Genomic DNA, 12688 nt, shown 5'->3' on the forward strand with positions numbered 1-12688 from the left:
GACCGGCGCGGGTGGGGCTTAGAAGGAGCCGGCGACTGTTGCCGGCATACCGAAGTGGATGTCCACCCGGCGCTCCAGGGCATAGGCGTCCAGATCACCTTTACTGGCTTTGGATTGGCTGGCGCCAAGGGCGCGGCGTTCTATGCGCTCGGGAGCCACGCCGTAGGCTTCCAGGGTACGCTGCACACTCAGGGCCCGTTGATCGGAGAGTACATTGTTGTAACCGTCACTGCCGCGAGGGTCGGAGTGCCCTTCCAGGTGCACCTGCAGCTGTGGGTGTCGGTTCAGGAAGTCGGCCATGGCGGCAACCTGCTGCTCTTGAGCCTCCTGCAATTCGTCGTCGCCGGTTGTGAACAGCATCTGGAACTCCAGGCTTTCCAGAGCCAGTTCCTGCGCGTCGTTGGCGGACAGTCGCGCCGCATCCAGCTGCTGTGCGAGGTTACCCAGTTCGGTACGGCTTTCGGTGAGTTGAGTTGCGAGCATGTCTGCCTCTTCTGCTTGCTTGATCTGTTCGCCCAGCCAGGCCCCACCGAGGGCGCCGGCGATAAATCCGACCGGGCCTCCCACGGCGGCGCCCGCAACTGCGGCGCCGGTAAATACTGTGGCCTGCTTGGCCGGAGTCAGGGCAGAGCCCTGTAATTCTTTCTCGGTGTCAGTAGCGGCCTCGGCGGAAGCAATAGCATTCAGGGTCAGAGTGCTTACGGTTACTGCCATCAACAACGTTTTCATGATCGTGTTCCTTGCGATTGGATAGAAATGACTGCTCTTTGTTTCCGACCGGGTGTGTTTCCCGCTTCGGTTGAGTGTCATTTAAATCCCGCAAGGAGGCACTGGCGTGGCGTCTCTGGGGCAAATTCCGCAGCAATTATGGCGAAATGTGGCAATGGCCCCCGTGACTCAGTTCAGCCTCTTGGAGTAAGGCGTGCCTCAGTGCCCGCGACGCCGGTAGCGCGGATCCCGTGGTCGATCGATTCGAACCCGAACCCGCTGGGGGCGGGGGCCGATGGCGACCGCCGCGTACAAAAGTACTGCCAGGATCAGTGCGATTATCAACGCGTTGATGGTCATTCCGTCTCTCCTCTATTGCCACTACTCCCTGTAGCGCGCCAACTGCTTAACCTGAGTATAGTTCCCTCTCGCGCCAAGCGTAGGGCCCCTTTTGGCACGCTGGAAGATTTGCTGCTCCAGACCAGATGGCCGAGAAAGTGGATTGCGGTAGACTTGCCGGCCATTATGTAGCGATCACAAAGCAGGAATCAGGGAAGTGGCAGGATCTTCGCCAAATCAGACGCCTAATCCGCAGTCGGATTCTTCCGAGCAGGCACCACAGGCCCAAAAAGATAGTCCGCAAAGGGGGCTGTTGCGGGGAACCTCGGTGGTGGGCGGTGCCACTTTATTGTCGCGGGTAATGGGGTTGGCACGGGATATCGTTTTTGCCCGTCTCACCGGTGCCAGTGACGCCGCGGACGCCTTTTTCGTGGCGTTCAAGATTCCCAACTTCTTCCGTCGCCTGTTTGCCGAAGGGGCTTTTTCCCAGGCTTTTGTGCCGGTGCTTGCAGAGTATCGGCAGAAAGGCGGGCTCGCGGCGGTGCGGGAGTTGAATGACCGCGTCGCCGGTGCCCTGGGCGGTACCTTGTTACTGGTGACCTTGTTCGGAGTGCTTTGCGCGCCCCTGGTGACCGGAATCTTTGCGTTTGGCTGGTGGTGGGGGGGGAGTGAGCCGGCAAAGTTTGCCCTGGCCACCGACATGCTGCGGATTACCTTTCCCTATCTGATGTTGATCTCGCTCACCGGCTTTGCCGGGGCCATGCTCAACAGCTTCGACCGCTTCGCGATCCCCGCGCTGACGCCTGTGCTGCTCAACCTGGTTCTCATCGGCGCGGCCACCATCGCTGCCGGCTGGTTTGAGCCGCAGGTAATGGCGCTGGCCTGGGGGGTGCTGGCTGCTGGGGTCGTACAGTTACTCTTTCAGATACCGTTTTTGATGCAGCAGGGGCTGCTGCCAAGGCCCAAGTGGGACTGGCAGTATCCCGGGGTGCGTAAAATCCTGCGCTTGATGGCACCTGCCATATTTGGCGTATCTGTAACCCAGATCAGTCTGGTGCTGGACACGGTGCTGGCGTCTTTCCTGCCCACCGGGTCTGTGACCTGGCTTTACTTCTCGGACCGCTTGGTCGAGCTGCCCCTGGGCGTTTTCGGGGTGGCCGTCGCAACGGTGATTCTCCCCAACCTGTCGCGCCAGCACGCCGGCGGTGATCCACAAAAGTTTCGCCACACCATTGACTGGGCATTGCGCAGCGTCACTCTGATAGCGCTACCTGCCGCGGTGGCGCTGTTTGTGCTGGCCGAACCGTTGCTTACCGTACTGTTCCAATATGGAAATATGACCCCGAGAGATATGGATATGGCGGCTTGGTCACTGCGTGCCTACACCTTCGGGCTGCTTTCGTTCATGCTGATCAAGGTGTTGGCGCCGGGTTACTTTGCCCGCCAGGACACGGCCACGCCGGTCAAGTTTGGCCTGGTCGCCATCGCCTCGAAGATGGTGCTGAGCTTTTTGCTGGTGATACCGCTCAATTACTACTTTCAGCTCGGTCATATGGGACTTGCCGCGGCGACCGCGGGTCAGGCGGCAATTAATGCATTCCTGCTCTACCGCGGACTGCGCCAGGGCGGTGTGTATGCGCCGGAGGCGGGCTGGCGTGGATTCCTGGCGCGGTTGGTACTGGCTAATCTGGCTATGGCGGGGGTATTGCTGGGTATTCTTCACTACTGGCCGGATTGGCATCTGTGGGTTTGGTGGGAGCGCGCCTGGCGGATGGCTGCCCTGGTTGCGGCGGGTGCTGCGACTTATGGGCTGATTCTGGTGGCGAGCGGCCTGCGGCTGCGACATTTTCGCGCGACTTCCTGAGTTGCGACGGTGCCCAGACGCCATGGAAATCCGGTATACTGCGCCGCTTGATTTTGCAAGGGTGACGAAGGGTGGTGGAGGCGCTGTGACCGAGCAACGGGAGCTGATACGCGGGCTGCATAACCTGCGACCGCGACATCGGGGCTGTGTGGCCACCATCGGTTCATTTGACGGTGTACACCTGGGGCACCAGGCCATCGTCACTCAGCTGCGCGCACGGGCCGCGGAACGCAAGTTACCCTCGGTCGCGATCGTCTTTGAGCCCCAGCCTCACGAGTATTTCTCCGGTGAAAAAGCGCCAGCCAGGCTCATGCGCTTCAAGGAGAAGGTACTGGCGTTGTTTGATGCAGGTGTAGATCGAGTGCTGTGCCTGCAGTTTAACGAGCGCCTGCGCAATCTCAGCGCTGAGGCGTTTGTCCAGCAGGTTCTGGTGGAAGGCCTTGATGTGCGCCATCTTGTGGTAGGCGACGACTTCCGTTTCGGCTGTGATCGCAGCGGCGACTACGCGCTGTTGCAGAAGGCGGGCGCGGAATCGGGTTTTAGTGTGGAAGACACCGCTACCCTGGAAGTCGCCGGTGAGCGGGTAAGCAGTACGCGCATCCGCGAAGCGCTGCAAAACGCAGATTTTGAGCTGGCCGAGCAGCTGCTGGGTAAGCCCTACCGGATCACCGGCCTGGTCGCCCGCGGCCGCGCCCTCGGTCGGCAACTGGGTGCGCCTACGGCCAATGTTCGGCTGCATCGCTACCGTTCGCCGCTGGTGGGGGTGTATACCGTCACCGCCAAGCGCACAAACGGCAGCCCCATGAGCGGCAGCTGCATGGAAGTGGCCGGAGTTGCCAATGTGGGTTTCCGCCCGACGGTAGAGGGCGAGGGTGCTAAACCTTTGCTGGAAGTGCACCTGTTCGATTTCAGTGGCGACCTGTACGGCCGTGAAATTGCCGTCACTTTCTGCCACAAGTTGCGCGATGAAGAAAAGTTTGAGTCGCTGGATATTCTCAAACAGAAAATCGCTGACGACATCGAAAACGCAAAAGCATGGTTTGCGAATCGCAAAACACGCTGAACACAATTCAAAACCCCTTCGCATGGTTCGTAGTATTGATGCGTGATGCGAAGGTAAGGTGCCGGGGACGAGTTTTCAGGAACGTCGCGAACAGGAAGTTTGCGCCGCAGCGCCCAGGGATGGGTTCACAGCGGTCCTGAAAACTCGTCCCCGGTGCCTTGCCGCCACCGAGCGAGTTTAACGGAGCCCCGGAGGTACCATCGGAGCTCTGTTTCCCTCGAGTGGCGCCGGAGCACTGGCTATCAGGTTTCAAAATCGCTGCGAGTACATCCATGTACGCTCCGTCGGTGACATCCTTGTCACCGACGGTTTTGAAACCTGATCCCCAGCACTCCAGCTTAAGTTTTAAGCCCAGTACTTCGTAAGTGTGATTCGCGAGCGAGGTATGTGGAGGCGTTAGAAGTGAATTACTCCCGAGCTACAACCGAAGTAGATAGCCAATGACCGACTACAAAGCGACCTTGAATCTTCCGCAAACCGACTTCCCCATGCGCGGCAACCTGCCCAATCGGGAGCCGGAGATTCTGAAGAAATGGCAAGAAGGAAAGCTTTACGAAAAAATTCGTGAAGCCCGTGCAGGTCGTGAACAATTTATTCTGCACGATGGTCCTCCCTACGCCAACGGGGATATCCATATCGGTCACTCGGTCAACAAGATCCTGAAAGACATCATCGTCAAATCGAAAACCCTCAGCGGCTTCGATGCCCCTTACGTGCCCGGCTGGGACTGTCACGGCCTGCCAATCGAACACAAGGTGGAACAGAAAGTCGGCAAGGCCGGCGTCAAGGTCGATCACAAAACCTTCCGCCAGAAGTGCCGCGAATACGCCGCAAAACAGGTAGAAGGCCAGAAGAAAGACTTCATTCGCCTTGGTGTTTTCGGTGAGTGGGACAACCCCTACCGCACAATGGACTTCCAGTTCGAAGCGGACATCATCCGCGCCCTCGGCGGCGTGGTGAAAAATGGTCACCTGTCTCGCGGCTTCAAGCCGGTTTACTGGAGCGTGGTGGGCGGCTCCGCGCTGGCGGAAGCGGAAGTGGAGTACCAGGACAAGACTTCCTTTTCCATCTATGTGAAATACCCGGCTACCGCTGACACCGCGCTGACGATCGCCGATGCGGCCGGCGGTCACGCGGGCGACGGTAAGCTGTCGGTGGTGATCTGGACCACTACTCCCTGGACCCTGCCGTCCTCCCAGGCGGTTTCTGTCAATGCGGACCTGGAGTACGTCGTGGTGCAGGTGGGCGAAGAGCGTCTATTGGTCGCCGCAGCGTTGAAAGATGCGGTATTGGAAGCCGCTGGATTGAGCGGCGACGTCGTCGGCCGTATCCACGGCGCTGCGCTGGAGCACCTGAAGGTTAATCACCCATTCTACGACAAGCAGCTGCCGATTATCCTCGGCGACCACGTTACCACCGACGCCGGTACCGGCTGTGTGCACACCGCGCCGGACCACGGCCCCGATGACTTTAACGTGGGCAAGCGCTACGGCATCGAGACCCTGAACTATGTCGATGACAACGGTCTGTTTCGCGATAACGTACCGGTATTCGCCGGCGAGCACGTGTACAAGGTGGACGGCAAAATTGTCGAGCTGCTAAATGAAAAAGACGTGCTGCTGCATGAAGACAAACTGGTGCACAGCTACCCGCACTGCTGGCGTACCAAAACGCCGCTGATCTACCGCGCCACGCCCCAGTGGTTTGTGAGCATGCAGCAGAACGATCTGCTGGAACACGCGCAAAAGGCCGCGGACGAAGTGCAGTGGATCCCAGGTTGGGGCAAGGCCCGTATCGATTCCATGCTGGATGCCAGCCCGGACTGGTGTATCTCTCGTCAGCGCACCTGGGGTGTGCCCATCGCACTGTTCGTCCACAAAGAGACTCAGGAAATCCACCCGGATACCCCGGCGTTGATGGAAAAGGTCGCACAGAAAGTCGAGCAGGGCGGCATGGATGTCTGGTTTGAACTGGACGCCAAAGAGCTGCTGGGCGATGATGCGGACAACTACCAGAAAGTCACCGATACCCTCGACGTGTGGTTTGATTCCGGTGTGACCCACCACGCGGTGCTAAAACGTCGCGAGGGTCTGCGCTTCCCTGCGGATCTGTACCTGGAAGGCTCCGACCAGCATCGCGGCTGGTTCCAGTCCTCTCTGAAAACCTCCATCGCCATCAACGACTGCGCGCCCTACAAGCAGGTCCTGACCCACGGTTTTACCGTGGACGCCCAGGGGCGCAAGATGTCCAAATCCATCGGTAACACCGTGGCGCCCCAGGACGTGATCAACAAACTGGGCGCGGATGTGTTGCGCTTATGGGTATCCGCCACCGATTTCAGTGGTGAGATGGCGGTATCCGACGAGATCCTGAAGCGCACCGCGGATTCCTACCGTCGCCTGCGCAACACGGCGCGTTTCTTCCTGTCCAACCTGGCCGGTTTCGATCCCGCCAAAGACCTGTTGCCGGTAGACGAACTGCTGGCGCTGGACCGCTGGGCCATCGAGCAGGCGGCCAAACTGCAGGAAGAAATTGTTGCGGCCTACGATCGCTACCAGTTCCACCAGATCTATCAGAAACTGCACAACTTCTGTGTGGTGGAAATGGGTGGTTTCTACCTGGATATCATCAAGGACCGCCAGTACACCACCAAGGCGGACAGCGTTGCGCGTCGCTCCGCGCAGACTGCGCTCTATCACATTGTGCACGCTTTCGTACGCTGGGTTGCACCGATCCTCAGCTTCACCGCCGAAGAGTTATGGCAATTCGTGCCGGGTAGGAAAGAAGACAGCGTACTGTTGGCCGAGTGGCACGAGTTCCCGGCCCTGCCGCAAAACGCGGAAATGGACAGCGAATTCTGGGATGCCATCTCTGATGTGAAAACCGCGGTAAATAAAGTGCTGGAAGAGCAGCGCGGCGCCGGCAATATTGGCGGCTCTCTGCAAGCGTCCGTCACCCTGTTTGCCGACCCCGGGTTGCAGCAAAAACTGGATGCGCTGAAGGACGAGCTACGTTTCGTACTGATCTGCTCTTCCACTTCCGTGCAGCCGCTGTCCGATGCCGCCGGCGCAGAGGAAACCGAACTGCCTGGGTTGCGCGTTGCGGTGCACAAAGTAGACGCACCCAAGTGCGGCCGCTGCTGGCATTACCGTGAAGACGTGGGCAGCAACAGCGAGCATCCGGAACTATGTGGTCGCTGTGTGGAAAACGTCAGTGGTGATGGCGAGGTGCGTCATTATGCTTAAGGCGCTGTCGACTCCCTGGCGCTGGTACCTGTTGGCGCTGGTGGTGATCATTATCGATATCGCCACCAAGGTGTGGGCGGTAGAGCGCTTTATGTACGGGCCTGCGATGCAGATCATTCCCGGCCTGTTGCAGTTTACCTACGCGGAAAACTACGGTGCCGCATTCAGTTTTCTCGCGGATGCGGGTGGCTGGCAACGCTGGTTTTTTGGGGCTGTGGCGCTGATTTTCAGTGCGGTGGTCATTGTGTGGATCAAGCGCCTGCCGTTGGCCAGGCGCTGGGAACCGACAGCGTTGGCACTGATTCTCGGCGGCGCCCTCGGCAACCTGTGGGATCGAATGCTGCTGGGTTATGTGCGTGATTTTATTTCCGTCTATTACGGCGACTGGCATTTTCCCGTATTTAATGTGGCGGATATGGCCATCTCCGTCGGCGCTGCGATGCTTGTGATTGAACTGCTGTTCTTTAAAGACAAGAGTGAAGAGCCGGGCAAAAGCAGCGCAGAAGTGTAAAAAATTAGAGAAGTTCCATGAGCAATAATGTAATCGGTGAGCACAGTCGGGTAACTCTGCACTTCGCCCTTAAGCTGGACGATGGCTCCGAGATCGACTCCAACTTTGAAGGGGATCCGGCCACCTTTATCGTCGGCGATGGCAACCTGCTGCCGGGATTCGAACAGTCCCTATTCGGCCTTAAGGCCGGTGACGAGGCGGAAATTGAAATTCCCCCGGAGGCGGGTTTTGGCCAGCGCAATCCCTCCAATATCCAGAAAGTGAAAAAAGGACATTTTTCGCCGGATATGGAACTGGAAGAAGGGTTGGTTGTGTCTTTCGATAACGGCGATGGCGAGCTTCCCGGCGTTATCCGGAATATCGGCGAAGACGATGTGGAGGTGGACTTTAATCATCCTCTCGCCGGGCAGACCGTATTTTTCCACGTAAAAATTCTCGAAGTGGCCTCGGTCAACTAACTGGCAGGGCTTACATGTAGGGTGGATAAGCGCAGCGCATCCACCGAAACCCGGAAACCGTTATGCAAATTCGTCTCGCCAATCCCCGTGGCTTCTGCGCCGGTGTCGACCGCGCGATCGATATCGTCAATCGCGCCCTCGATGTATTCGGTGCACCTATCTACGTGCGTCACGAAGTGGTCCACAACAAGTTCGTGGTGGACACGCTGCGCGAGCGCGGTGCGGTGTTTGTGGATGAACTGGATGAAGTGCCGGATGATGTCATTGTCATCTTCAGTGCCCACGGCGTGTCCAAGGCAGTGCAGCAGGAAGCCAGCAACCGCGGTCTGAAAGTCTTCGATGCTACCTGTCCCCTGGTGACCAAGGTGCATATGGAGGTAAGCAAATTCAGCAGCGATGGCAGTGAGTGCATTCTCATTGGCCATGAAGGCCACCCAGAAGTGGAAGGCACCATGGGGCAGTACGATACCAGCAATGGTGGCGCCATCTATCTGGTGGAAGATGAGCAGGATGTTGCTGAGCTGAAAGTTAAAGATCCGGACAACCTGACCTTTGTCACTCAGACGACGCTGTCTGTGGATGATACCTCGCGAGTGATCGACGCCCTGCGCGCAAAGTTTCCCAATATTCGCGGACCGCGCAAAGACGATATCTGCTACGCCACTCAGAATCGTCAGGATGCGGTAAAACAGTTGGCGCTAGAGTGCGACCTAGTACTCGTTGTCGGAAGCCCCAACAGCTCCAATTCCAACCGCCTGCGTGAGCTGGCGGAGCGCTGTGGCAGCGAGTCATACCTGATAGATGGGTCGGATTGCATTAATGCGAGCTGGCTTGAGGGTAAGAAGACCGTTGGAATCACTGCCGGCGCCTCAGCGCCGGAAGTGTTGGTAGAACAGGTCATTCAGAAGCTGCGGGAGCTGGGTGCGGAAGCGCCGAATGAAGTGCAGGGCACCCCGGAGAATATCAGCTTCAGTTTGCCGAAAGAGTTGCGAATTTAGCTCACCATTTCGCGATTTAGCAGTCTGTATCATCGAGGGTTTCCACTCGGACCCGTCCGCCACGGGACAAGATAAGCCGGTAACCCTTTCCACCCGTGGCGGGGCAGACTGTTAGCGTACCGGCTTGAAATCCACCTCCGCTTGCCGTGCCGGCATAGCGACTCTCCCCTGATCCTGTAAATGAGACATAGTTGGTAAGTGGGCCATTGGCAGTGACTGTCACGCCGGTCAGTGCGCCGCCGGTGGTGATCTGTTCTTCACCGGTATCCCGTACACCGTCGAAGTCCTGATCGTAAAATACCTCCCATCCGCTCTGCCAGTCACCGAGTCTTCGCAAGGTGGCACGGCGATTGGTGGCTACCGCTTTACTTCGTGTAAGTTGAATTGCTTGCAGTAGCGTATCGGCAGCACTTCGGGTGCGGCTGGATTCTATTTGCTGCTGGAAGCTGGGGATAGCGATGGCGAGTAAAATCGCGAGAATACTAAGTGTGATCAATAGCTCAATTAAAGTGAGACCGCGCGCGTTCACAATTCCTCCTTGAATTGCTCTGGTTGGAGTCGGGGGCCATCCTGGCCGCCGTTTGCTCCTCAAGTATTGCCGTTTATCGGGTGTCGCTCTGGGTGTCTACTCCGGCGTGATAGGGTGCTCAAAAAATTAACATCGCGCCATCTTTGTATCCATGGCAAGCAGTTCGCTTTTAGTCAATAAGATAGAATCTGCGCCAGTATTCGAGGTGCATGCGTACCAGTTTCTGATCTTTGTCGGAATAGTGTCCGTGGTGGCTAAAAAATAAACGCTTCACATGTTGATGATCACACAGGTATTGGGGAGTTCGAGCACAATGGGATTTAGACAGCGGGGATTGACCCTGATTGAGTTGATGATCACCTTGGCGGTTCTGGCCGTTATCGTTGCGATCGCCGTACCGAATTTCAACACCATGATCCAAAACAACCGCTCACTCTCTCTCGGAGAAGAGTTGGCCAGCGCGCTTAACTATGCCCGTAGTGAGGCGGTAAAGCGTAGCACCAGGGTAACTCTATGCGGAAGCACTGATGGAAGTGCTTGTAATGGGGCGTGGACAGATAACTGGATAGTGGTGCTGGATACCGCTGCAACTGATGATGCAGCGGCTCCAGTAGTGGCCAATGCGAACGCGGTGCTGCGATTCTGGGAGGCGCCAGACAACAATGCATCGCTCACCGCCAGTCAGGGAGGGGCGACACCGACCTTTGTGCGTTTTACTCGTAAGGGGACACTTGGGCGCTCGGCGAATGGTGCGGTAACCCTGAACGCCAGCTTCAGTGGTTGCAGCAGCAATAGTGCGCAGCAGGTTACCGTCGGGCCCGCAGGTATGTTGAATATGACCCGTAGCAGCAGCGGCTGCTCTTGAGTAGGAAAAATCCCGAATGAAGCAATATAGATTGAATCCTCAACAGGGTGCTGGCTTGATCGAGGTGCTGGTCACGGTGTTGATTCTCGGAACTTCATTGCTCGCCCTTGCCGCTTTGCAGAGTAAGTCCCTGCAGTACAACCACAGTGCATACCTTCGCTCCCAGGCCAATATTCTTGCCTACGATATTCTCGACCGTGTGCGAATCAATCGCGCGAACGTCGCCAATTACTCCCTCGGGGTGGGCGACGCCAAGCCCACTGGGTCGACTCTGGCACAAAAGGATATGAACGAATGGCTTACCAATATTGAAACCATGCTACCCGGAGCGGATGGTGGTATTGAGTGTGTTGCGGCAACCAGTTTCTGTACCGTGACGATTCAGTGGGCCGAACAGAACAGTTCCGGCGATGCCAGCGAAGACGAAAGTGAATTTGTTTACACCACCCGGCTGTGAGGACGAGAGAGTGATATTGAGAAAAATGCACAGTCAGAAAGGTATCTCTCTGGTCGAATTGATGATCTCCATCACCATCGGCCTGATATTGATGACCGGCGTTGTCCAGCTATTCCTGTCCAGTCGTACGACGTTTTCTACTCAGCAGGCTCTGGCACGGGTGCAGGAAAGTGGGCGTCTGGCGATGGAGTTTCTTGCGGAGGATATTCGCATGGCCGGCTATATGGGGTGTATGAGCCGGAACATGAATTTTACCAATACGCTGAAACAGGCCTCTGACCTTGAATACAACTTTGAGGTCGGTATCGAGGGGGCCGATAACTATAGTGCGGCAGTGACCGGATATCCGGCAAATATCGTTGCCGGAACCGACGTTCTGGTGGTGCGGGGTGCAAATGGCAATGGTGTCGACGTCACCCAGAACAATAATGGGGCGCAGCTGTTTGTTGAAAATACCGGTGTTACCGCCAGTTGTCCTAGCGGACTGGATAGTTTCAGTGGCTTGTGTGAGGAGGATATTCTGGTGGTTTCCGATTGCTCCAAAGCGCGAGTTTTCCAGGCGACCAATCTGCAGTCAACCAATGGTGGTCTGGAAGTGAACATCGCTCACTCCAATGCCAATGTTACACCTGGCAACGCAGTATCTTCCTGGGGAGGGAGCAGTAACCCGGACGAAAACTTCGGCACAGACTCCGAAATTATCAAGATGAATACCACCGTTTACTATATCCGCAACAGCGACGTCAGTGGTCAGCCGGGACTGTGGCAGCAGATCAATGGCGGCACGCCAATCGAATTGCTCGAAGGCGTGGAGGATATGCAGTTGACCTACGGAGAAGACACGGATGGTGATGGCGTACCTGATAGCTACAGTACAGCCACCGCAGTAGCAGACTGGGAAGAAGTATCCGGCGTGCGTGTTCAGCTTCTCATACAGAGCACCGAAGACAACCTGTTGCAGGAAGAGCAGCCATATACCTTCAACGGTGTGGTCAATAGCGCACCAGGTGATCGTCGCCTGCGTCAGGTATTTATCAATACCATCGGTATTCGCAGCCGCCTGCCCTGATAGAAAACTGGAGCACTGGGATAGACATGAACAACAGCTTATCCAACTTTAAATCCATTCAAGGGCAACAGGGTATGACCCTGATCGTTGGCCTCATAATGGTGCTGCTGATGACCCTGGTCGGTATGGCTGCAATTCGCGGTAGCGGTATGCAGGAACTGATGGCGGGTAATATGCGTGATCGCAACTTGGCATTTCAATCTGCCGAAGCTGGTTTGCGGGAGGGTGAGTCCGTACTGACGGGGGCTACCATCCCGGCGTTTGATGGGACTAGCGTGGGGCTGGTGCAGGCGATCGATGGTTCAACCAGTACCGGGTTCTGGGATACCTACGGCTGGGATGCGGGGTCAATTCGGACAAATCTGGGAGTGAAAATGGTCGCCAGTCAGCCGCAATATGTCATCGAAGAAGTGACCACTACGGCAACCATAAATGCGGCGGATGGCAGTGCGATTGATTTTGCCAGCTCGCTCAAGACGGAAGACACCGTATTCTATCGGGTAACCAGTCGCGCCGAAGGTGGTACTGCAGACGCGGTGGTAATTCTCCAGTCTACTTATAAACGCTAACGCCGCAAAAATT

At 56.9% G+C, this 12688-nt stretch carries 12 protein-coding genes; 10 read left to right on the forward strand and 2 right to left on the reverse strand.

Annotated features, from left to right (window positions below; all coding sequences use genetic code 11):
• Positions 1–18: 18 nt before the first annotated feature.
• Positions 19–729 (reverse strand): OmpA family protein, encoded by a 711-nt coding sequence (locus tag AAFH99_RS05935; RefSeq protein WP_043320850.1) that lies wholly within the window; start codon positions 727–729, stop codon positions 19–21.
• A 535-nt stretch (positions 730–1264) separates the two neighbouring features.
• On the opposite strand from AAFH99_RS05935, the gene murJ reads away from it, so the two are divergent.
• From murJ to ispH, 6 genes are all read left to right on the forward strand, one after another.
• The gene (murJ, locus tag AAFH99_RS05940; RefSeq protein ID WP_051687408.1) at positions 1265–2911 is read left to right on the forward strand and encodes a murein biosynthesis integral membrane protein MurJ; all 1647 of its coding nucleotides are present in this window, start codon (positions 1265–1267) and stop codon (positions 2909–2911) included.
• 85 nt (positions 2912–2996) lie between these two features.
• Complete coding sequence (ribF, locus tag AAFH99_RS05945; protein WP_406828929.1) at positions 2997–3974, forward strand: bifunctional riboflavin kinase/FAD synthetase; 978 nt, start codon at positions 2997–2999, stop codon at positions 3972–3974.
• A gap of 440 nt (positions 3975–4414) precedes the next feature.
• Positions 4415–7219 carry an isoleucine--tRNA ligase gene (ileS, locus tag AAFH99_RS05950; RefSeq protein WP_406828930.1) on the forward strand — a complete coding sequence of 935 codons (2805 nt, stop codon included), beginning with the start codon at positions 4415–4417 and terminating at the stop codon, positions 7217–7219.
• Entirely contained in the window at positions 7212–7730 is a 519-nt protein-coding gene (lspA, locus tag AAFH99_RS05955; RefSeq protein WP_406828931.1) for a signal peptidase II, read from the forward strand. Before ileS ends, lspA begins: the two co-directional genes overlap by 8 nt.
• Before the next feature lie 17 nt (positions 7731–7747).
• Positions 7748–8188, forward strand: a complete 441-nt coding sequence (locus tag AAFH99_RS05960; RefSeq protein ID WP_043320856.1) for a peptidylprolyl isomerase — start codon at positions 7748–7750, stop codon at positions 8186–8188.
• Between the two features lie 62 nt (positions 8189–8250).
• Complete coding sequence (ispH, locus tag AAFH99_RS05965; protein ID WP_406828932.1) at positions 8251–9186, forward strand: 4-hydroxy-3-methylbut-2-enyl diphosphate reductase; 936 nt, start codon at positions 8251–8253, stop codon at positions 9184–9186.
• A gap of 16 nt (positions 9187–9202) precedes the next feature.
• Here the strand turns inward: ispH and AAFH99_RS05970 are convergent, their stop codons facing one another.
• The gene (locus tag AAFH99_RS05970) at positions 9203–9715 is read right to left on the reverse strand and encodes a GspH/FimT family protein (protein ID WP_406828933.1); all 513 of its coding nucleotides are present in this window, start codon (positions 9713–9715) and stop codon (positions 9203–9205) included.
• A 313-nt stretch (positions 9716–10028) separates the two neighbouring features.
• Between AAFH99_RS05970 and AAFH99_RS05975 the strand changes: the two genes are divergently transcribed.
• The 4 genes from AAFH99_RS05975 to AAFH99_RS05990 are packed head-to-tail and all read left to right on the forward strand — an operon-like array spanning position 10029 to position 12675.
• Positions 10029–10580 carry a GspH/FimT family pseudopilin gene (locus AAFH99_RS05975; protein ID WP_406828934.1) on the forward strand — a complete coding sequence of 184 codons (552 nt, stop codon included), beginning with the start codon at positions 10029–10031 and terminating at the stop codon, positions 10578–10580.
• Between the two features lie 16 nt (positions 10581–10596).
• Complete coding sequence (pilV, locus tag AAFH99_RS05980; protein ID WP_406828935.1) at positions 10597–11037, forward strand: type IV pilus modification protein PilV; 441 nt, start codon at positions 10597–10599, stop codon at positions 11035–11037.
• Between the two features lie 25 nt (positions 11038–11062).
• The gene (locus AAFH99_RS05985; RefSeq protein ID WP_043320861.1) at positions 11063–12106 is read left to right on the forward strand and encodes a PilW family protein; all 1044 of its coding nucleotides are present in this window, start codon (positions 11063–11065) and stop codon (positions 12104–12106) included.
• 26 nt (positions 12107–12132) lie between these two features.
• Entirely contained in the window at positions 12133–12675 is a 543-nt protein-coding gene (locus AAFH99_RS05990) for a PilX N-terminal domain-containing pilus assembly protein (protein WP_051687411.1), read from the forward strand.
• The last annotated feature ends 13 nt before the right edge of the window (positions 12676–12688 follow it).

The organism is Microbulbifer sp. ARAS458-1 (genome assembly GCF_045348205.1).
GTDB lineage: Bacteria > Pseudomonadota > Gammaproteobacteria > Pseudomonadales > Cellvibrionaceae > Microbulbifer.

Bases quoted from the DNA above. Each gene is read 5' to 3' on its own strand.
- AAFH99_RS05975 (WP_406828934.1), top strand. From the start codon at position 10,029: ATGGGATTTAGACAGCGGGGATTGACCCTGATTGAGTTGATGATCACC.
- pilV (WP_406828935.1), top strand. From the start codon at position 10,597: ATGAAGCAATATAGATTGAATCCTCAACAGGGTGCTGGCTTGATCGAG.
- AAFH99_RS05985 (WP_043320861.1), top strand. From the start codon at position 11,063: ATGCACAGTCAGAAAGGTATCTCTCTGGTCGAATTGATGATCTCCATC.
- ileS (WP_406828930.1), top strand. From the start codon at position 4,415: ATGACCGACTACAAAGCGACCTTGAATCTTCCGCAAACCGACTTCCCC.
- AAFH99_RS05935 (WP_043320850.1), bottom strand. From the start codon at position 729: ATGAAAACGTTGTTGATGGCAGTAACCGTAAGCACTCTGACCCTGAAT.
- lspA (WP_406828931.1), top strand. From the start codon at position 7,212: ATGCTTAAGGCGCTGTCGACTCCCTGGCGCTGGTACCTGTTGGCGCTG.
- AAFH99_RS05960 (WP_043320856.1), top strand. From the start codon at position 7,748: ATGAGCAATAATGTAATCGGTGAGCACAGTCGGGTAACTCTGCACTTC.
- AAFH99_RS05990 (WP_051687411.1), top strand. From the start codon at position 12,133: ATGAACAACAGCTTATCCAACTTTAAATCCATTCAAGGGCAACAGGGT.
- ispH (WP_406828932.1), top strand. From the start codon at position 8,251: ATGCAAATTCGTCTCGCCAATCCCCGTGGCTTCTGCGCCGGTGTCGAC.